Here is an 18,382-nt window from a genome sequence, read left to right on the forward strand (position 1 = left end):
CCGTGTGGGAGGCGACGGCCCGCAGGCTCTCGTGACCGGCCGGCCGGGTCAGTGCCCGCCCGGCGCGCCCGCGGTGGCCGGCGGCAGTTCGGTCTCCACGCCCGGTTCGCCCGCGTCCGCGGTGTAGTCGGCCGCGGTGGTCTCGTCGATGCCGTCGGGCGCCTTCACCGCCCGCAGCACGACGGTGAGCACCACCGTGACGAGGGCGTTGAGGACGAACGCGGTGAGGCCGATGTAACCGATCTCACCGATCCCCGGGATGGCGTCCGCGCTGCCGCCGAAGTGCTTCTGTGCCGGATTGGTCGGACTCGGCACCCCGTACGCCGCGAGGGTGCCGTAGATCATGCCGACCGCCCAGCCGCCCAGCAGCGCCCAGCGGTGGAACCACCGGGTGAACAGGCCGCCCACCAGGGCCGGGAACGTCTGGAGGATCCAGATGCCGCCCAGCAGCTGGAAGTTGATGGCCACGGTCTTGTCCATGGTGAGGACGAAGACCAGCGCGCCGACCTTCACCAGCAGCGAGGCGAGCTTGGAGACCTTGGTCTCCTGCGCGGGCGTCGCGTCCGGCTTGAGGAAGTCCTTGTAGATGTTCCTCGTGAAGAGGTTGGCGGCGGCGATGGACATGATGGCCGCCGGAACCAGCGCGCCGATCCCGATCGCCGCGAAGGCCACGCCCGCGAACCAGGCCGGGAACATGTTCTCGAACAGCTGCGGAATGGCCAGCTGGCCGTTCTTGACCTCGATCCCCGCGGCGATCGCCATGAAGCCGAGGAACGCCAGCAGCCCCAGCATCAGCGAGTACAGCGGCAGGATCGTGGTGTTGCGGCGGATCACCTCACGGCTCCGGCTGGAGAGCGTCGCCGTGATCGAGTGCGGGTACATGAACAGCGCCAGAGCCGAGCCGAGCGCCAGCGTCGCGTAGGTCCACTGCGCGGGCTCCCCGGTCACCACCGATCCGCGCGGCTTGTCCGTCACCGGATTGGTCTGGGTGAACGCCTCGCCGGCCTTGGCGAAGATCGAGTCGAAGCCGCCGAGCTTGATCGGGATGTAGATGATCGCCACGGCGATCACGATGTAGATCAGCGTGTCCTTGACGAAGGCGATCAGCGCCGGCGCCCGCAGCCCCGAGGAGTAGGTGTACGCGGCCAGCACGCCGAAGGCGATCAGCAGCGGCAGGTCCTTGATGAACCAGTGGGTCGACTCGCCGCCGCCCACGCCCATCACGTCCAGCACCGCCTGAATGCCCACCAGCTGCAGCGCGATGTACGGCATCGTGGCGAGGATGCCGGTCACGGCGACGGCCAGCGACAGCCCCTTGGAGCCGAACCGGCCGCGGACGAAGTCCGAGGTGGTGACGTAGCCGTGCTTGTGCGACACCGACCACAGCCGCGGCAGGAAGGTGAAGATCAGCGGGTACACCAGGATCGTGTACGGCACCGCGAAGAAGCCCGCGGCGCCCGCCGCGTAGATCGCCGCCGGCACCGCGACGAAGGTGTACGCCGTGTAGAGGTCGCCGCCCAGCAGGAACCAGGTGATCCAGGTGCCGAAGCTGCGGCCGCCCAGGCCCCACTCGTCGAGGCTGTCGGCGTTGTCCGCCCGCCGCCAGCGCGCCGCCAGGAAGCCCATGGCCGTGACGGCCACGAAGAAGAAGATGAAGACGCCGAGGGCGACGCCGTTCACGCCGTCGTTCATTCCGGCGCACCTCCCTTGCGGGCCCGCTGCTCACGCCGGACCAGGACGTAGGCGAGCGAGGTGAGACCGGTGGACGCGAACACCCAGAACAGCTGGTACCAGTAGAAGAAGGGGATACCGATCACCGTCGGTTCGACCCGCGCGTACGAGCCGACCCACAGCATGGCGACGAACGGTGCGATCAGGCACAGTGCCACGACCACGCGCGGCGGCGTGATCACCGGCCTGGTGCCCTCGCTTCTCGGTGGCTGTTCCGACATGCCGCGGCTCCGTCCCTTGTCAGCGATCACTGCAGTGCGCAGGAAATCTAAGCGAGCGCGCGGCCCGGCGTCAGCCCCTGTCCGCATCTCGGTACGGACACACTTGGCGGAGCCGCAGGTCAGGGCGGGTGCGGCGCGTTCCCGGGAAGATCCCCGGGGGGCGCGCCGGAGGGCCGGGATCCGCCGGAGGGCCGGTCTCCGGTGGCGGGCCGGGCCCGGGCGCCGGGCCGGCCTCAGACCTCGGGCCGCTGCAGCCGCGCCACGAACTTGTAGCGGTCGCCGCGGTACACCGAGCGCACCCACTCCACCGGCTCGCCGTCGGTGTCCCGCGAGTGGCGCGACAGCATCAGCATCGGCAGCCCGACGTCGGTGCCGAGCAGCCCCGCCTCGCGCGGATTGGCCAGCGAGGTCTCGATGGTCTCCTCGGCCTCCGCGAGGCGCACGTCGTAGACCTCCGCCAGCGCCGTGTAGAGGGAGCTGTACTTCACCAGGCTGCGGCGCAGCGCGGGGAAGCGTTTCGCCGACAGGTGCGTGGTCTCGATCGCCATCGGCTCGCCGCTCGCCAGCCGCAGCCGCTCGATGCGCAGCACCCGGCCGCCGGGCGCTATGTCCAGCAGCCCGGCCAGCCGGTCGTCGGCCGTCACATAGCCGATGTCCAGCAGCTGGGACGTCGGTTCGAGGCCCTGCGCCTTCATGTCCTCGGTGTACGAGGTGAGTTGCAGCGCCTGCGACACCTTCGGCTTGGCGACGAAGGTCCCCTTCCCCTGGATCCGCTCCAGCCGCCCCTCGACGACGAGCTCCTGCAGCGCCTGGCGCACCGTGGTGCGGGAGGTGTCGAACTCCGTGGCGAGGGTGCGCTCCGGCGGCACCGGCGTACCGGGCGGCAGGGTCTCCGTCATCTCCAGCAAGTGCCGCTTCAGCCGGTAGTACTTGGGCACGCGAGCGGTGCGGTTCGCGCTCGCCGCCCCGCCGCCGTCGGCCCGTTCGCTCTCCATGGCCAGCCTTCCCGACTCACGTCCTGCTGCCGTCACCGGCTCCTCCGTCCGTCGCGGACATCGTGGCACGGTCCGGGCGCGCCGGGGCACGGCTCCCGCCCAGGTGTCGCCTCGGTAACGGACCCGGCCGCGGCTGAGGGGCGCCATTGACACCCCGATTGGTCCAGGCCAAGCTGGTCGGTCAGTGGTCTAAACCATTAGCCCCAACCGTTCGAGACCATGTCCCGGAGCCGACGCTGCAGTGAAGGGATGGCGCTTCTCCATGGCGACGCTCACCCGCAGGGCCGACACCCTCACCCGGGACGCCCTGGCCGTGCTCCAGCCCGGGTTCACCGGCACCACCGCCCCCGACTGGCTGCTGCGCCGGCTCGGCGAAGGTCTCACCTCGGTGGGTCTGTTCGGCCGCAACATCGCCGGCCCGGAACAGCTCGCGGCCCTCACCGCACGGCTGCGCGCCGAACGCGGCGACCTGCTCGTCGCCGTCGACGAGGAGGGCGGGGACGTCACCCGGCTGGAGGTCCGCACCGGATCCTCCTTCCCCGGCAACCTCGCCCTCGGCGCGGTCGACTCCCCGGAGCTGACCCGTGCCGTCGCCCGGGAGCTGGGCCGCCGGCTCGCCGCCTGCGGGGTCAACCTCAACTGGGCACCGTCGGCCGACGTCAACTCCGACCCGGACAACCCGGTGATCGGCGTCCGCTCCTTCGGCTCCGACCCGGAGCTCGTCGCCCGGCACACCGCCGCCTACGTCGAGGGGCTCCAGTCGGCCGGGGTCGGCGCCTGCGCCAAGCACTTCCCCGGGCACGGCGACACGGCCACCGACTCCCACCACGACCTGCCGACCGTCGGCGCCGGCCTCGCGACACTGCACGCCCGCGAACTGGTCCCGTTCCGCGCCGCCCTGCGCGCCGGTGCCCGCGCCGTGATGAGCGCCCACATCGTGCTGCCCGCGCTCGATCCGCACCGTCCCGCCACCCTCAGCCCGTCCGTCCTCGGCGGGCTGCTGCGGGCCCCCGTCGCCGAGGGCGGCCTCGGCTTCGAGGGGCTGATCGTCACCGACGGCATGGAGATGCGGGCCGTCTCCGACCGCTACGGCATCGAGCGCGGCAGTGTCCTCGCGCTGGCGGCCGGCGCCGACGCCGTCTGCGTCGGCGGCGGACGGGCGGACGAGGGCACCGTGCTGCGGCTGCGGGACGCCCTGGTCGCCGCCGTCCGCGCCGGCGAGCTCCCCGAGGAGCGGCTGGCCGAGGCGGCCGGCCGGGTCCGGGCGCTCGCCGCCCGGCCGCCGGGGGCGCCGGAGGCGCCCGCGGCCGACCCCGGTGCCGGCCTGGCCGCGGCCCGGCGCGCGCTGCGGGTCACCCCGCGCGCCGGCCACACTCCCCTGACCGCCCCGCCGTTCGTCGCGGCGTTCACCCCCGTCGCCAACATCGCGGTGGGGGACGAGACCCCGTGGGGCATCGCGGCGGAACTGGCCCGGCTGCTGCCGGGCACCGAGACCGGCACCTACGGCCGGGAGGCCGCGGACGGGGGCGGAATGCCGGAGATGATCGGAGATGTGCTGGAACGGGCGGGTGACCGTAGGATCATCGCCGTGGTCCGCGATGTTCACCGGCACCCCTGGATGGCCGCCGCGCTGGACGCCCTGCTCGCCGTCCGGCCCGCCACGGTCGTCGTCGAGATGGGCGTGCCCCAGGCGCCGCCCGCCGGAGCGCTGCACATCGCCACGCACGGAGCCGCCCGCGTCTGCGGGCGGGCCGCCGCGGAGGTCATCTCCGGCCGGACGGCCGGAAGCTGACGGCCGTGGCACCGGAACGACCGAACCAACGGGAGGCACCCAGCATGTCCGCCACCACTCCGGACCGGCCCGCCGGGCAGCCGGGCAGCATCATGTCCGGCGAGATGGCCGAACAGCCGGAGGTCCTGCGCCGGATCCTCGACGAGGGGGCGCCGAGGATCCGGGAGATCGCCGAACAGGTGGCGGCCCGTAACCCCCGCTTCGTGCTGCTCACCGCCCGCGGCACCTCCGACAACGCCGCGCTCTACGCCAAGTACCTGCTGGAGGTGCTGCTCGGCAAGCCCTGCGGCCTGACCTCGATGTCCACCACCACGGCGTACGGGGCGACCCCGGACCTCACCGATGTGCTGGTGATCACCGTCAGCCAGTCGGGCGGCTCCCCGGACCTGGTGGCCTCCACCGAGGCGGCCCGGGCGGCCGGGGCGATCACCCTCGCGGTGACCAACAACGCCGGCTCACCGCTCGCCGCGGTCTCGGAGTTCCACATCGACGTCCTCGCGGGCCCCGAGAAGGCGCTGCCGGCGACCAAGACGTACACCGCCGAGCTGCTGGCGCTCTACCTCTTCGTCGAGGGGCTGCGCGGCGGCGACGGCTCCGCCGCCAAGGTCCTTCCGGAGCTGGCCCGGCAGATCCTCGCCCGCCAGGACGAGGTCAGGGCGCTGGCCGCCCGGTACCGCTTCGCCGGGCGCATGGTGCTCACCTCCCGCGGCTACGGCTACCCGACCGCCAAGGAGGCCGCGCTGAAGCTGATGGAGACCAGCTACATCCCGGCGCTCTCCTACTCCGGCGCCGACCTGCTGCACGGCCCGCTGGCCATGGTCGACAACATCTCGCCGGTGATCGCGATCGTCACCGAGGGGAAGGGCGGCGAGGCCCTGCAGCCGGTGCTCGACCGGCTCCGCGGCCGGGGCGCCGACCTGGTCGTCATCGGCAGCCGGGCCGAGGTGGACCGGGCGTCCGCCGGCTTCGCGCTGCCCACCTCCGGCGTGGCCGAGGAGGTCCAGCCGATCCTGGAGATCCTGCCGCTCCAGATGCTGGCGTACGAGGTCACCATCGCCCGCGGACAGGACCCGGACGCGCCGCGCGCTCTGGCCAAGGTCACCGAGACCCACTGAGTCGCCGGGAAAGGGGCCGCCGGGAAGGGACCGCAGAGGAGGGGCCGCAGGGAAGGGCCGCCGGGGAGGCCGGACAACACTTCGGGCCACGGCGCCGGGACAGGACCCTCAACCTGTCCGGCACCGCAGCCCGGAGCTGGTGCCGGCCCACCGTCGTGCGGAGTGTGCGGTTCCCGCGGACGGCCGGCCGACCGGAGGCCACGGAGCAGTCAGGGCAGAGAGCGCCGTGTGCCTCTGTTCCGTCCTCCTGTGCGGGGAGGGCGGAGGCTTTACTTTCTCATTGTGGACTAGACCACTAACATCTGTCCATGCATCGGCAGAGCGTTCACCCATGCTGCAATGAACTCTGCCACAGGTAGGCTCACATTCGTGCCCTCCATGAACGACCTTGTACGTCAGCACACGGCCCTCGACGAGTCCGACCTCGAGTGGCTGCACCTGCTGGTCTCGGAGTGGCAGCTGCTCTCCGACCTCTCCTTCGCCGACCTGGTGCTGTGGGTGCCCACCCGGGACGGCGCCCGCTATGTCTCCGTCGCCCAGATGCGGCCGAACACCGGCCCCACCTCCTACCAGGACGACATGGTCGGGCACCTGGTCCCGCGCGGCCGCCGCCCGATGCTCGACGCCGCGCTCGACGAGGGCCGGATCGTGCGGGAGGGCGACCCCGAGTGGCGCGAGGAGGTCCCGGTCCGGGTCGAGTCCATCCCGGTCCGGCGCGAGGGCCGGGTCCTGGGTGTCATCGCCCGGAACACCAACCTGCTGACCGTGCGCACCCCCAGCCGCCTCGAACTCACCTATCTGCAGAGCGCCTCCGACCTGGCCCAGATGATCGCCGCGGGATCGTTTCCCTTCCCCGGCCAGCAGGTCGACATGGACGCCTCGCCACGCGTCGGCGACGGCCTCATCCGGCTCGACGCCGACGGCGTCGTGCAGTACGCCAGCCCCAACGCGCTCTCCGCCTACCACCGGCTCGGCCTCGCCGCCGACCTGGTGGGACACCACCTCGGCCGGACGACGGCCGAACTCGCCCCGTCCCGCGGCCCGGTCGACGAGGCCCTCGTCAAGCTCGCCAGCGGCTGGGCGCCCCGGGAGACCGAGGTCGAGAGCAACGGCGGCGTGATCCAGCTGCGCGCCATCCCGCTCAAGCCCAAGGGCCCCCGGATCGGTTCGCTGGTGCTGCTGCGCGACGTCACCGAACTGCGCCGCCGCGAGCGGGAGCTGATCACCAAGGACGCCACCATCCGGGAGATCCACCACCGGGTGAAGAACAACCTGCAGACCGTGGCCGCGCTGCTGCGGCTCCAGGCCCGCCGGATCGGTTCGGCGGAGGGCCGCGAAGCCCTGGGGGAGGCGGTCCGCCGGGTCGGCTCGATCGCGATCGTGCACGAGACCCTCTCCCAGACCCTCGACGAGCGGGTCGAGTTCGACGAGATCGCCGACCGGGTGCTCGCCATGGTGGCGGAGATCTCCCCGGGCCGGGTCACCGGCCGCCGGACCGGGCGCTTCGGGATCCTGGACGCCGAGGTGGCCACCCCGCTCTCCATGGTCCTCACCGAAGTGCTGCAGAACGCGCTGGAGCACGGCTTCGGCACCACGGCCGCGCCGGGCGGGGAGCAGGGGACGGTCGAGGTGTCCGCGGTGCGCGGCGGCACCCGGACCGAGGGCCGGCTGCTGGTCACGGTGCAGGACGACGGCCGGGGCCTGCCCGAGGACTTCGACGCCGGCCGGACCGGCAACCTGGGCCTGCAGATCGTCCGGACCCTGGTCGAGGGGGAGTTGGGCGGAACGTTCGACATGCTGCCCGCCCCGGAGCGCGGCACCCGGGTGGTGCTGGACATCCCCGTACGCGCCGAGAAGCACTGACCGCGGAACGCCTCTCGGCTCCGGTCGGCACCCCGCCCGCACAGCAGTGAGCCCCGCACAGCAGTGAGCCCCGGACCGATCGGTCCGGGGCTCACTGCTCACGGTGCGTGGGCACCCCCAGAAGCTGCTCCGGGGGAGCGGCTGGGGTACTGCGCGCTGCGGCTCGGGGGCGGGAGGTGCGCACTCGCTGTACGCGCCGCCCGGGCACGGGGGTGTTCGGGTCAGGCGCTGGCGTTGCGCGCCCGGTTGCGAGCGGCGCGGCGCTTCATCGCGCGGCGCTCGTCCTCGCTGAGGCCACCCCACACGCCGGAGTCCTGGCCGGACTCCAGCGCCCACTGCAGGCACTGCTCCATGACGGGGCAGCGACGGCAGACGGCCTTGGCTTCCTCGATCTGCAGCAGCGCAGGACCGGTGTTGCCGATGGGGAAGAAGAGCTCGGGGTCTTCCTCGCGGCAAACGGCGCGGTGACGCCAGTCCATGGCTGCTCCATCTCCTTGTATTACCAGCAGGTTGCTTGTGAATGTGAACGCTTTCACGAATCCCCCCACAAGGGAAGGGGCCTGCTTCCAGTTGCCTGGTGCGGTCCCAGCGAAATGAGGAGGGGTTCCGGCTCTCAAGGGGGCCTTCCTGCGGGCCGTCCCGATCGCCATGAAGAGACTCGCAAACCTCGGCGGCGGATACAACCCCTTCTGGAAAGTTTTTTTTGATTCCTTGGTGTCGTCTGGGTCACAGCCGTACTTCCAGTGGGTGGAAGCTGGCCTAAACGTTCGAGTGGAAGGACTTTTGCCCGTTCCGCTCACACAATCACACGCAGTGCACGGCGTACGCCTGTGAACGTCACGCTCGAACGCAGTCCCAGATGGTCGCCGTCCATCTGAAAGGGTGCCGGCGCCTGCGAATGCAAGGTGAAGTCCGTCAGGTCGTGCAGCGACACCGCGTGCTTCCCGCTCGGCCCCCGGTCGGGCGACGAGGTCAGCAGCTGCGTGGCGTACCGGGCCATCCCGGCGGCCGACAGCGTGCTCAGCCCGAGCACGTCGAGCGCGGTGTCGAAGGAGGCGCGCGGCGAGGCGTAGATCGGGCGATTGCCCAGGTAGGTCCAGGGAGCGGTGTTGCAGATTATCGAGAGCAGCAGGTTCTCGACCGGGGCGTGGCCCGGGCGCTCCAGGGTGATCGTGCTCTGCCGGCGGCGCTGCTCGGTGAGGAACTGCCGCATCAGCTGCCGTACGTACAGCGCGTGGGTCGAGCGCTTGCCCAGCTCGCGCTGCTGTTCGACCCGCCCGACGACGCCCGCGTCGAAGCCGAAGCCCGCGCAGAAGGTGAACCAGCGGGCGGGCACGCCCTCGTCCGCGGTGCCCGGGGTGCCGGCCGCGTGGCCCAGGCCCACGGTTCGCTCGCTGTGGTCACGCAGTGCGTCCAGCAGGGCGCCGGTCGCCTCCACGGCGTCGTTCGGCAGGCCGAGCGCACGGGCGAAGACATTGGTCGAACCCCCGGGGACGACACCCAGCCGCGGCAGCGCGTCGGGGTCCGGGCCGCGGTGCAGCAGCCCGTTGACGACCTCGTTGACGGTTCCGTCCCCGCCGAGCGCGACGACCAGCTCCGTCTCGCCGCCCTCGGCCGCCTGGCGGGCCACGTCGCGGGCGTGGCCCCGGTGCTCGGTCGTCACGACCTCCAGCTTGAGGTCGCTCGCGAGGGCGTGGATGAGGACGTCGCGCGTGCGGGCACTGGTGGTGGTTGCTGCCGGATTGACCACGAGAAGCGCGCGCATGCGCAGCAGACTACCCACCCTCCGGTACCGGGCCCAGCCGGGTGCCCGCCCGCCGGACGGCGCCGTGTGCCGGACGGGCCCCGGGGGCCGCGCGACCGGCCCCGCGGTGCTCCGTGGGCCGGGAGCTACCCTGCTGGGGTGAGCAAGCAGACCCAGGCCCCCGAAGACACCGGCCCCGCCGGCCCCCGCCCCACCCGGCTCACCGTCGCCGCCGCGCTGGCGGGGGCGGAGGGTGCGGCGCTCGCCGTGTTCGGGGCGTATCTGCTCGTCATGGGCCTGCTCGGGAGCCCCGAGAGCCCGACCCAGGCCGAGACGGGCGGGCTGACGCTGCTCGCCCTGGCGGCGCTGCCGCTGGCGGCCGCCCGTGGACTGCTGCTCCGCCGCCGCTGGAGCCGGGGACCGGCGCTGATCACCCAGATCATGGCCGTGCCGGTCGCCTGGACGCTGATCAGCACCGGCGGGGTGCTCATCGCGGTGGGGTCGGCCCTCGGCGCCGTGGCGCTGGCCGTGCTGGCGCTCCTGGTCAACCCGACGGCGACCGAGGCGCTGGGCATCGCACCGCGCGACGCCTGAGCGGGGCGCGGCGGCGACTGCCGTGACGCTGGCTCCGGCGGCCGGGCTGCGGCGGTGACGGTCGTGACGCCTCGCCGGCAGTGCTGCGGCGGTGGTGGTGCCGAGCCCCGTGGGGTGCCCCGGGGGCGACCGGGGAGCGGCTTGCCGGAGGCCGGTGCGGCCCCCGGCGCCGTCATTCCTCGACGAGCAGCTTGTCCCGCAGCTGGGCGAGGGTGCGGGCCAGCAGCCGGGAGACGTGCATCTGGGAGATGCCGACCTCCTGCGCGATCTGCGACTGGGTCATGTTCCCGAAGAACCGGAGCAGCAGGATCTTCTTCTCCCGCGGCGGCAGCTCCTCGAGCAGCGGCTTGAGGGACTCCCGGTACTCCACGCCCTCCAGGGCGTCGTCCTCCGCGCCCAGGGTGTCCGCGACGGCCGGGGACTCGTCGTCGGTGTCCGGCACGTCGAGGGAGAGCGTGCTGTAGGCGTTGGCCGATTCCAGCCCCTCCAGCACCTCCTCCTCCGAGATGCTCAGATGCTCCGCCAGCTCATGGACGGTGGGTGACCGGCCGTGCCGCTGGGACAGCTCGGCGGTGGCGGTGGTCAGCGAGAGGCGCAGCTCCTGGAGCCGGCGCGGGACGCGCACCGCCCAGCCCTTGTCGCGGAAGTGCCGCTTGATCTCCCCGACGACCGTCGGCGTCGCGTACGTGGAGAACTCCACCCCGCGGTCCGGGTCGAACCGGTCCACCGACTTGATCAGACCGATGGTGGCGACCTGGGTCAGGTCGTCCAGCGGCTCGCCCCGGTTGCGGAAGCGGCGGGCCAGGTGCTCCACCAGCGGCAGGTGCATCCGGACCAGGTGGTTGCGCAGCTCGGCGCGCTCGGGAGAGCCGTCGGGCAGGCCCCGCAGCTTGATGAACAGGGCACGGGCACCGCTGCGGTCGTGCGGGTCGGGCAACTGCCCGTGCTCGTGCTCGTACGCGTGCTCCGGTTCGTGCTCGCGTCGTTCACCGTGGCGCTGCTCGCCCTGGTGCTGCTCGTCCTGGCGCTGATGCTGATGCTGGTCCATGTGGTCCGCCCACTCTGCCTGCTGCTGCTCGGGGATGGCCGTACCGGGCACCACCCGTGCGACGCGCCTCTCGTCCGGCACCGGCCTGCCCGTCCCGTCCGTCACGGCTGTCCGGGGCCCGCGCCGCGCTTCTTGTGCAGACTGATGCTGACCGTGCGGTCCTCCGCGACCGACGAGTCGACTTCACCGGCGAGTGCGGAGAGCACCGTCCAGGCGAAGGTGTCGCGCTCCGGCGCGCGGCCGTCCGTGGTGGGCGCGGAGACGGTCACCCGCAGCGCATCGCCGACCAGACGGAAGACGCAGCTCAGCACGCTTCCCGGTACGGCCTGCTGCAGCAGGATCGCGCACGCCTCGTCGACCGCGATGCGCAGATCCTCGATCTCGTCGAGGGTGAAGTCCAAGCGGGCTGCCAGGCCGGCCGTGGCCGTACGCAGCACCGACAGGTAGGCACCCGCAGCGGGCAGCCGGACTTCCACGAAGTCCTGGGTCCCGGGCTCGCCTGCGATCTGGGACACCCTCACCTCCAAGGTGACACAAGCTGGTTGAGCTTTCCGAGCACCGGCACGGCGGCCCGCCGGGAGGCGGGACCGGGCCGACGCGGCACATGGTTCAGCTGCGACGCTATCGCGATCCGGGGGAAGAGGTCCCATGGACCGGGGAGCATCACTTATTGTAAGCCCCTGGGTACGCACAGTGGCTAGAGGTCTGCGCTCCCAATTCGAAGGGATGCCCGTCCGGTTGGCCGCTCAAGCGATCCGCTGATCCACGAAACACCACCGCCAGCTCTCGCCGGGCTCGAACGAGCGCATCACCGGATGTCCGGTGTCCTCGAAGTGCTGCGAGGCGTGCCGGAGCGGCGACGAGTCACAGCATCCCACGTGACCGCATTCCAGGCACAGACGCAAGTGCACGGGATGGGTGCCCGCGGCCCGGCACTCCAGACAGGTGTCGGACTGGGGCGACGGCTCGGGGTGCGGCAGTTCCTGAAGATGCGGGCACTCACTCATGATGGCCAGGTTAGATCGAGCCGAGGCGTGACGCGGCGGGTGCCGCACGCCTGAGACCGGGTGGAGCGGGCGGATGGCGGCATTTCCTCTGCTGGTGCTGGTGGCGGCCGGCGCCGCGATCGCGGGGCTGGCCCGCCGGACCCCGGTGCCCCCGCCGCTGGTGCTGGTGACCGCGGGCCTGCTCGCGAGCTTCCTGCCGGGCATCCCCGACTACACCCTGGACCCGGACATCGTGCTGCCGCTGGTGCTGCCGCCGCTGCTGCACCTGGCGGCGCTGGACAGCTCCTATCTGGGGCTGCGGGCCCATGTCCGGCCGGTGGCGCTGCTGTCGGTCGGATACGTACTGTTCGCGACCGCCGCCGTCGGCTGGGTCGCGTACACCGTCGTCCCCGGGATGCCGCTGACCGTCGCCCTGGTGCTGGGCGCCGTGGTCGCCCCGCCGGACGCGGTGGCCGCGACCGCCGTGGCCCGCAGGATCGGCCTTCCGCACCGGATCGTCACCATCCTCAAGGGCGAGTCGCTGTTCAACGACGCGACCGCGATCACCGCCTACCGGGTCGCCCTGGCGGCGGCCGTCGGGGAGGGGCTGACCTGGGGCGAGGGGCTGGCGGAGTTCGCGCTCGCCGCGGGCGGCGGCGTGGGCATCGGACTGCTGCTGATGGTGCCGCTGCACTGGCTGCGGACCCGGCTGCGGGACCCGCTGCTGCTCAACACCCTCTCGCTGCTGACGCCGTTCTTCGCGTACGGGGTGGCGGAGTCGGTCCACGCCTCGGGCGTGCTCGCCGTCGTGGTCGTCGGCCTCTACTTCGGGCACCGGGCCTGGCAGGTCGGCTTCGCGACCCGGCTCCAGGAGGCGGCGGTCTGGAAGATGATCGCCTTCATCCTGGAGTCGTCGGTCTTCCTGGTCATCGGGCTCCAGCTGACCGTCGTCCTGCGCGGCCTCGGCGGCTACGCCCCCGGGGAGGCCGCCTGGTACGCCGTCGTGGTCTTCGTGGCGGTCGTCGCCTCCCGCTTCCTCTGGGTGTACCCGGCGACCTATCTGCCGCTGCTGCGCGGGCCCGGCGACCGGCCGCCGTGGACCCATGCCTTCGCGGTGTCCTGGGCGGGGATGCGCGGGGTGGTCTCGCTCGCGATCGCGTTCTCGGTCCCGGAGACCGTGCACGGCGGCGGCGCCTTCCCGGCCCGCAGTCTGCTGCTGTTCCTGGCCTTCACCACCGTGATCGGGACGCTGGTGGTGCAGGGCGTGACGCTGCCGCCCCTGATCCGGCGGCTGAAGCTGCCCAGCCACGACCCGCAGGAGCTCCTGCTGGCCGAGGCGGAGGCGCAGAACGCGGCGTCCGAGGCGGCCCAGCGGCGGCTCGACGAACTGCTCGCCGACCCGCGCAACGCCCTGCCGCGCCCCCTGGAGGAGCGGCTGCGCACCGTGCTGGAGCGACGCCGCAACGCGGTGTGGGAGCGGCTCGGCGGGGTCAACGACCTGACCGGGGAGTCGGTCGACGAGACCTACCGCCGGCTCTCCCGCGAGGTGATCGCGGCCGAGCGGGACGTCTTCGTGCGCATGCGGGACGAGGGGCGGCTCGACGACGAGATGCTCCGGCTGCTGCTGCGCCGGCTGGACCTGGAGGAGGCGGCGGCGCACGGGGAGGAGCTCGCGGGGTAGGCCTCGCGCCGCGAGGGGCCTCCGTGCGCCGTTCCCGGAGGTCCGACCGTCAGCCCCGGAGGTCCGGCCGTCAGTCCCGCAGGGAGAGGTCCGGGCCGGTGACCACGGCTGCGACCGTCGTCCCCGGCGGGAACGCGCCCTCCTCGGCCAGGGCGGTGAGCCCGTAGAGCATCTTGGCCACGTACAGCCGCTCCAGCGTCGGACCGTGCCGGTCCGTGAAGTCGTCGGCGAACGCGTGCAGTTCGGGGGTGAGCCTGGCGTAGCCGCCGAAGTGGAAGCGCTCCTCGACCGTCCAGTGTCCGGTGCGTCCGCCGAAGGCCGCGTGCTGCAGCCGCTCGGTCTCGCGGTCGAGGAAGCCGCCCTTGAGGGCGGGGAAGCCGACGGCCCGCTGCTCCGGGGCGAGCCCGGCGGCCAGTCCGGCCAGGGTGCCGCCGGTTCCGCACGCCACGGCGACGACGTCCGCGGCGCCCCGCAGCTCCCGCCCGAGCGCGGTGCAGCCGCGCACCGCCGCCGTGTTGCTGCCGCCCTCGGGGACCGGGTGGAAGTCGCCGAAGCGTTCGCGCAGCTCGGCGGCCATGGCCGGCTCCGCCTTGCGCCGGTAGGCGGCGCGGTCGACGAAGTGCAGCTCCATGCCGTCGGCGGCGCAGCGGGCCAGGGAGGGGTTGAGCGGGCGGTCGGCCAGCTCGCCGCCCCGTACGACCCCGATCGTCCGCAGGCCGAGCAGGCGTCCGGCGGCGGCGGTGGCGCGCAGGTGGTTGGAGTAGGCGCCGCCGAAGGTGAGCAGCGCGTTCTGCCCCTGCTCGGCCGCGGCGCGCAGGTTGGGGACCAGCTTGCGCCATTTGTTGCCGGGTATGTCGGGGTGGATGAGGTCGTCCCGCTTGAGCAGGAGCCGGATGCCCCGGCGGGTGAAGCGCGCGTCGTCCACCGGCTCCAGCGGCGAGGGCAGCCGCGGACGCAGCAGGTCGGGATCGGGGGCCGGGGAACTCACCGGCCCATTGTCACCTGCGGTGATGCCGGGGCCTCGGCCGGGCGGGGGCGGCGGCCCATTCCCGTGCGCGCCGACCGGCCGCCCCGCGGCCCGCCTAGCGGACCGGGTGCGGCCGGCTCCGTGGGTGTCCCGCTCAGCTCCGCAGGAAGTCCTCGCCATGGGCCTGGGCGTGGTTCTCCACGGCGTCCAGCGCCTTCTGGGTACCCTCCGGGGTGCCCGTGCCGTGCCGCTCCGCGTAGTACGCCTCGCCCAGCCTCTTCACCAGGTCTTGGCCCGCGCGCTGGGCCTGTACGTCGTCGATCTTCTGCTTGCTCTGATGGAGCCCGCGCTGCGCCTGTTCCTTGGCGCGGTCCAGGAACCCTGACATGAGCTGCCTCCTGCGATCGATGCGGATGGGCGGATGCCGTCGCCCCGTCACCGGACGAGGTCCGCCCGGTGGACCGGAATCCCTGCGGCGGAAGGCATGAAAGGTCTGGATTGATATGGAATGCCTGCTCTCAGGGTAACCGACACCCGTTCCGCCGCCTCTCGTCGACGGTCCGGAGGGGGCACGGAGCGCCGGGAGCGGCGCGGGCGTCCGGATGTGTCCGGGCGCCGTGATCTATTCCCACTCATTCGAGTAATGGTGGGCTGCCGACGGCGGCTGCCAGGATGAACGGGCAGGTGGGAGACCTGCGTTGGCGCATCGAGGGGTGGGGCGATGGACACGTTCACGCAGAGCCGGGAGTGCCGCGAGGCCACGGATCTTCTCGAGCGGTCGCGCAAGGCCGTGAACCCGGCGCTGCGGGCCGCGGTGGACTCGCTGCCGGCCTCGATGCGGCGCATCGCCGCCTACCACTTCGGCTGGCAGGACGCCGGGGGCACCGCGACCGCGGGGAACGCGGGCAAGGCCATCCGGCCGGCCCTGGTGCTGGCCGCCGCCGGGGCCCTGGGCGGCCAGGCCGAGCAGGCGGTGCGCGCCGCGGCCGCGGTGGAGCTGGTGCACAACTTCACGCTGCTCCACGACGACGTCATCGACCGGGACCCGACCCGCCGCCACCGGCCCACGGCCTGGACCGTCTTCGGGATCCCGGACGCCATCCTCGCCGGGGACGCCCTGCACTCCCTGGCGCTGCGGATCCTCACCCAGGATCCCCACCCCGCCGCCACACAGGCGGCCGGCCGGCTCGCCGCCTGCGTGGTCGAGCTGTGCGACGGCCAGCACGCCGACTGCGCCTTCGAGCAGCGGGCGGAGGTCGGGCTCGACGAGAGCCTGGCCATGGCCGAGGCCAAGACCGGGGCGCTGCTCGGCTGCGCCTGTGCGCTCGGCGCGCTCTACGCCGGCGCCGGGGAGGGCGCCGTCGCGGCCATGGACGCCTTCGGGCGGGAGGCGGGGCTGGCGTTCCAGCTGATCGACGATCTGATCGGCATCTGGGGCGATCCGGCGGACACGGGCAAGCCGGTGGGGGCCGACATCGCGGCCCGGAAGAAGTCGCTCCCCGTGGTCGCCGCGCTGGCGTCGGGCACCCCCGCCGCGGCCGAACTCGCCCGGGTGTACGCGATGGAGGGCCCGCTGGACGCCGGTGCGCTGCGGCGGGCGGCGGACGCCGTGGAGCGTGCGGGAGGGCGGGACTGGGCGCAGAGCGAGGCCTGCGTCCGGATGGCCTCGGCCGTGGACCAGCTGGCCCGGGCGGTGCCGGATCTCGCGCACGCCGGTGACCTGCTGGCGCTCGCGGAGTTCGTGACCCGCCGCAGCCGCTGAGCGGGGGACCGGGGCCCGCTGTCCCCGTCCGTCCGGGGGCGGGGAGCCGGCCTCCGCCCTCTGGAAAGACCGCAAGCCCCGCAAGCCCCGCAAGCCCCGCAAGCCCCGCAAGCCCGGCAAGCTTGGCAAGCTTGGCAAGCCCAGGAAGTCCGGAAGCCCAGGAAGTCGGGAAACCCTGGAAGGCCGGGCCGGGGCGGCTCCGCGGACCCGCTCAGGGGCAGCGGATGACCTGGCCCGCGTACGAGAGGTTGCCGCCGAAGCCGAAGAGCAGCACCGGGGCGCCGGAGCGCACCTCACCGCGTTCCACCAGCTTCGACAGCGCCAGCGGGATGCTCGCGGCGGAGGTGTTGCCGGACTCGACGACATCCCGCGCGATCACCGCGTTGACCGCGCCCAGCTTCCGGGCGACCGGTTCGATGATCCGCAGGTTGGCCTGGTGGAGGACGACCCCCGCGAGGTCCTCCGGCTCGACGCCGGCCCGCTCGCAGACCCGGCGGGCGATCGGCGGCAGCTGGGTGGTGGCCCAGCGGTAGACGGCCTGGCCCTCCTGGGAGAAGCGGCTCGGCGTGCCCTCGATGCGTACGGCGTTGCCCATCTCCGGAACCGATCCCCAGACCACCGGGCCGATCCCCGGCTCCTCCGCGGCGGTGACCACGGCGGCACCGGCGCCGTCGCCGACCAGGACACAGGTCGACCGGTCCGTCCAGTCGGCGACGTCGGTGAACTTCTCGACGCCGATCACCAGGGCGCGGGTCGCCGAGCCGGCGCGGATGGCGTGGTCGGCGGTGGCGAGGGCGTGGGTGAAGCCGGCGCAGACGACGTTGAGGTCCATCACGGCGGGGGAGGCCAGGCCGAGCCGGGCGGCGACGCGGGCGGCGGTGTTCGGGCTGCGGTCGACGGCCGTGCAGGTGGCGACGAGGACGAGATCGATGTCCGCCGGCGCCAGGCCGCTGTGGGCCAGGGCCTTGCCGGCGGCGGTGGCGGCCATGTCGTCCACCGACTCCTCGGGCCCGGCGACATGGCGGGTGCGGATCCCGACCCGGCTGCGGATCCAGGCGTCGCTGGTGTCCACCATGGCGGCCAGCTCGTCGTTGGTCAGCACCGTGGCGGGCTGGTGGTGACCGAGAGCCAGTACGCGAGACCCGGTGGTCATGGGGCGTTCTCCCTGTTGCGCGGTGCGGGTGTGCTCCCAGTCTTGGGCCGACTCACCAGTAGGGCAGAGCGGGTTCCGCCAACGTTCCGCCGAGAGTTCTGGCACGACCCGCACAACCGGCACGGATCCGGGGCCGCCCGCCCCTGGTGCGCGGGCCCGGGGCCGGGCCCCGGGAGTGGGTCCGGAAGGCCCGGGAGAAACCGGGAAGGGCCCGGCCGCCGATGGCGGTCGGGCCCTTCCGGGATGTGCTGTCGGCCGGGCGTGACCGGGGGAACGCTGTCCCCGGCCGGTCCGGCCCGCCGTGATCAGGCCTTCTTGGTCTCCCAGAAGATCTTGTCGATCTCGGCGATGAGGTCCAGCAGCTTCTGGCCCGTCGCCGGGTCGGTGGAGCCCTTGGCGGTGCTCCCGGCCTTCAGCGCGTCGTTGACGAGCTGGTGCAGCTGCGGGTACTTCTCGAAGTGCGGGGGCTTGAAGTAGTCGCTCCACAGCACCGAGATGTGGTGCTTGGCGAGCTCAGCGCGCTCCTCCTTGATGGCAAGGGCCCGAGTGCGGAAGGCCGCGTCCTCGTTGGCCTGGTACTTCTCCTGGATCGCCTTGACGGACTCTGCCTCGATGCGGGCCTGAGCCGGGTCGTAGACGCCGCAGGGCAGGTCGCAGTGGGCGCTGACCTGAATCTTGGGGGCGAACAGGCGGGAGAGCATAGAGCTGTCCTTCCTCGTGATCGTCTTCT

Annotated in this window: 18 protein-coding genes; 6 read left to right on the plus strand and 12 right to left on the minus strand. The window is 72.7% G+C overall.

Annotated elements, in window-relative coordinates:
• Positions 1 to 48: 48 nt before the first annotated feature.
• The 3 genes from mctP to ACFYYR_RS30270 form a co-directional block, all read right to left on the minus strand.
• The gene (mctP, locus tag ACFYYR_RS30260; protein WP_388860625.1) at positions 49 to 1,692 is read right to left on the minus strand and encodes a monocarboxylate uptake permease MctP; all 1,644 of its coding nucleotides are present in this window, start codon (positions 1,690 to 1,692) and stop codon (positions 49 to 51) included.
• Entirely contained in the window at positions 1,689 to 1,952 is a 264-nt protein-coding gene (locus ACFYYR_RS30265) for a DUF3311 domain-containing protein (RefSeq protein ID WP_351514548.1), read from the minus strand. The genes mctP and ACFYYR_RS30265 overlap by 4 nt, the downstream gene beginning before the upstream one ends.
• A 233-nt stretch (positions 1,953 to 2,185) precedes the next feature.
• Positions 2,186 to 2,947: a GntR family transcriptional regulator gene (locus ACFYYR_RS30270; protein WP_388860731.1), complete on the minus strand. Its 762-nt coding sequence runs from the start codon at positions 2,945 to 2,947 to the stop codon at positions 2,186 to 2,188.
• Positions 2,948 to 3,209: 262 nt separating this feature from the next.
• Between ACFYYR_RS30270 and ACFYYR_RS30275 the strand changes: the two genes are divergently transcribed.
• From ACFYYR_RS30275 to ACFYYR_RS30285, 3 genes are all read left to right on the plus strand, one after another.
• Entirely contained in the window at positions 3,210 to 4,739 is a 1,530-nt protein-coding gene (locus ACFYYR_RS30275) for a glycoside hydrolase family 3 protein (RefSeq protein WP_388860629.1), read from the plus strand.
• 44 nt (positions 4,740 to 4,783) lie between these two features.
• Positions 4,784 to 5,854 (plus strand): SIS domain-containing protein, encoded by a 1,071-nt coding sequence (locus tag ACFYYR_RS30280; RefSeq protein WP_388860632.1) that lies wholly within the window; start codon positions 4,784 to 4,786, stop codon positions 5,852 to 5,854.
• A gap of 378 nt (positions 5,855 to 6,232) precedes the next feature.
• Positions 6,233 to 7,717: a sensor histidine kinase gene (locus ACFYYR_RS30285; RefSeq protein WP_388860635.1), complete on the plus strand. Its 1,485-nt coding sequence runs from the start codon at positions 6,233 to 6,235 to the stop codon at positions 7,715 to 7,717.
• A gap of 221 nt (positions 7,718 to 7,938) precedes the next feature.
• Here ACFYYR_RS30285 and ACFYYR_RS30290 read toward each other — a convergent pair whose 3' ends face one another.
• Both ACFYYR_RS30290 and ACFYYR_RS30295 read right to left on the minus strand, forming a co-directional pair.
• Entirely contained in the window at positions 7,939 to 8,196 is a 258-nt protein-coding gene (locus ACFYYR_RS30290) for a WhiB family transcriptional regulator (protein ID WP_003983230.1), read from the minus strand.
• Positions 8,197 to 8,513: 317 nt separating this feature from the next.
• Positions 8,514 to 9,482 (minus strand): diacylglycerol/lipid kinase family protein, encoded by a 969-nt coding sequence (locus ACFYYR_RS30295; RefSeq protein WP_388860639.1) that lies wholly within the window; start codon positions 9,480 to 9,482, stop codon positions 8,514 to 8,516.
• A gap of 138 nt (positions 9,483 to 9,620) precedes the next feature.
• On the opposite strand from ACFYYR_RS30295, the gene ACFYYR_RS30300 reads away from it, so the two are divergent.
• A complete protein-coding gene (locus ACFYYR_RS30300; protein ID WP_388860642.1) occupies positions 9,621 to 10,055 on the plus strand; it encodes a hypothetical protein in 435 nt (144 codons plus the stop codon).
• 172 nt (positions 10,056 to 10,227) lie between these two features.
• Here the strand turns inward: ACFYYR_RS30300 and ACFYYR_RS30305 are convergent, their stop codons facing one another.
• The 3 genes from ACFYYR_RS30305 to ACFYYR_RS30315 form a co-directional block, all read right to left on the minus strand.
• The gene (locus ACFYYR_RS30305; protein ID WP_388860734.1) at positions 10,228 to 11,103 is read right to left on the minus strand and encodes an RNA polymerase sigma factor SigF; all 876 of its coding nucleotides are present in this window, start codon (positions 11,101 to 11,103) and stop codon (positions 10,228 to 10,230) included.
• Positions 11,104 to 11,204: 101 nt separating this feature from the next.
• Entirely contained in the window at positions 11,205 to 11,618 is a 414-nt protein-coding gene (locus tag ACFYYR_RS30310; protein ID WP_351515369.1) for an anti-sigma regulatory factor, read from the minus strand.
• Positions 11,619 to 11,849: 231 nt separating this feature from the next.
• A complete protein-coding gene (locus ACFYYR_RS30315; RefSeq protein WP_388860645.1) occupies positions 11,850 to 12,110 on the minus strand; it encodes a UBP-type zinc finger domain-containing protein in 261 nt (86 codons plus the stop codon).
• A gap of 73 nt (positions 12,111 to 12,183) precedes the next feature.
• On the opposite strand from ACFYYR_RS30315, the gene ACFYYR_RS30320 reads away from it, so the two are divergent.
• Positions 12,184 to 13,770, plus strand: a complete 1,587-nt coding sequence (locus tag ACFYYR_RS30320) for a Na+/H+ antiporter (protein WP_388860648.1) — start codon at positions 12,184 to 12,186, stop codon at positions 13,768 to 13,770.
• Positions 13,771 to 13,840: 70 nt separating this feature from the next.
• Here the strand turns inward: ACFYYR_RS30320 and ACFYYR_RS30325 are convergent, their stop codons facing one another.
• Together ACFYYR_RS30325 and ACFYYR_RS30330 are read right to left on the minus strand one after the other, a co-directional pair.
• The gene (locus ACFYYR_RS30325) at positions 13,841 to 14,758 is read right to left on the minus strand and encodes a 1-aminocyclopropane-1-carboxylate deaminase/D-cysteine desulfhydrase (protein WP_388860652.1); all 918 of its coding nucleotides are present in this window, start codon (positions 14,756 to 14,758) and stop codon (positions 13,841 to 13,843) included.
• Positions 14,759 to 14,891: 133 nt separating this feature from the next.
• Positions 14,892 to 15,125 (minus strand): hypothetical protein, encoded by a 234-nt coding sequence (locus ACFYYR_RS30330; protein WP_388860655.1) that lies wholly within the window; start codon positions 15,123 to 15,125, stop codon positions 14,892 to 14,894.
• A 333-nt stretch (positions 15,126 to 15,458) separates the two neighbouring features.
• Here ACFYYR_RS30330 and ACFYYR_RS30335 point away from each other — a divergent pair, with 333 nt between their 5' ends.
• Positions 15,459 to 16,499 (plus strand): family 2 encapsulin nanocompartment cargo protein polyprenyl transferase, encoded by a 1,041-nt coding sequence (locus tag ACFYYR_RS30335; protein ID WP_388860658.1) that lies wholly within the window; start codon positions 15,459 to 15,461, stop codon positions 16,497 to 16,499.
• A 211-nt stretch (positions 16,500 to 16,710) separates the two neighbouring features.
• Here the strand turns inward: ACFYYR_RS30335 and ACFYYR_RS30340 are convergent, their stop codons facing one another.
• Both ACFYYR_RS30340 and sodN read right to left on the minus strand, forming a co-directional pair.
• Positions 16,711 to 17,652, minus strand: coding sequence for a beta-ketoacyl-ACP synthase III (locus ACFYYR_RS30340; RefSeq protein ID WP_388860661.1), 942 nt, complete (start codon positions 17,650 to 17,652; stop codon positions 16,711 to 16,713).
• Between the two features lie 305 nt (positions 17,653 to 17,957).
• Positions 17,958 to 18,353, minus strand: coding sequence for a superoxide dismutase, Ni (sodN, locus tag ACFYYR_RS30345; RefSeq protein ID WP_351515376.1), 396 nt, complete (start codon positions 18,351 to 18,353; stop codon positions 17,958 to 17,960).
• Between the last annotated feature and the right edge of the window lie 29 nt (positions 18,354 to 18,382).

This window comes from Streptomyces sp. NPDC001922 (genome assembly GCF_042891165.1).
Taxonomy (GTDB): Bacteria; Actinomycetota; Actinomycetes; order Streptomycetales; family Streptomycetaceae; genus Streptomyces.

Bases quoted from the DNA above. Each gene is read 5' to 3' on its own strand.
- mctP (WP_388860625.1), bottom strand. From the start codon at position 1,692: ATGAACGACGGCGTGAACGGCGTCGCCCTCGGCGTCTTCATCTTCTTC.
- ACFYYR_RS30265 (WP_351514548.1), bottom strand. From the start codon at position 1,952: ATGTCGGAACAGCCACCGAGAAGCGAGGGCACCAGGCCGGTGATCACG.
- ACFYYR_RS30270 (WP_388860731.1), bottom strand. From the start codon at position 2,947: ATGGAGAGCGAACGGGCCGACGGCGGCGGGGCGGCGAGCGCGAACCGC.
- ACFYYR_RS30275 (WP_388860629.1), top strand. From the start codon at position 3,210: ATGGCGACGCTCACCCGCAGGGCCGACACCCTCACCCGGGACGCCCTG.
- ACFYYR_RS30280 (WP_388860632.1), top strand. From the start codon at position 4,784: ATGTCCGCCACCACTCCGGACCGGCCCGCCGGGCAGCCGGGCAGCATC.
- ACFYYR_RS30285 (WP_388860635.1), top strand. From the start codon at position 6,233: ATGAACGACCTTGTACGTCAGCACACGGCCCTCGACGAGTCCGACCTC.
- ACFYYR_RS30290 (WP_003983230.1), bottom strand. From the start codon at position 8,196: ATGGACTGGCGTCACCGCGCCGTTTGCCGCGAGGAAGACCCCGAGCTC.
- ACFYYR_RS30295 (WP_388860639.1), bottom strand. From the start codon at position 9,482: ATGCGCGCGCTTCTCGTGGTCAATCCGGCAGCAACCACCACCAGTGCC.
- ACFYYR_RS30305 (WP_388860734.1), bottom strand. From the start codon at position 11,103: ATGGACCAGCATCAGCATCAGCGCCAGGACGAGCAGCACCAGGGCGAG.
- ACFYYR_RS30315 (WP_388860645.1), bottom strand. From the start codon at position 12,110: ATGAGTGAGTGCCCGCATCTTCAGGAACTGCCGCACCCCGAGCCGTCG.
- ACFYYR_RS30320 (WP_388860648.1), top strand. From the start codon at position 12,184: ATGGCGGCATTTCCTCTGCTGGTGCTGGTGGCGGCCGGCGCCGCGATC.
- ACFYYR_RS30330 (WP_388860655.1), bottom strand. From the start codon at position 15,125: ATGTCAGGGTTCCTGGACCGCGCCAAGGAACAGGCGCAGCGCGGGCTC.
- ACFYYR_RS30335 (WP_388860658.1), top strand. From the start codon at position 15,459: ATGGACACGTTCACGCAGAGCCGGGAGTGCCGCGAGGCCACGGATCTT.
- ACFYYR_RS30340 (WP_388860661.1), bottom strand. From the start codon at position 17,652: ATGACCACCGGGTCTCGCGTACTGGCTCTCGGTCACCACCAGCCCGCC.
- sodN (WP_351515376.1), bottom strand. From the start codon at position 18,353: ATGCTCTCCCGCCTGTTCGCCCCCAAGATTCAGGTCAGCGCCCACTGC.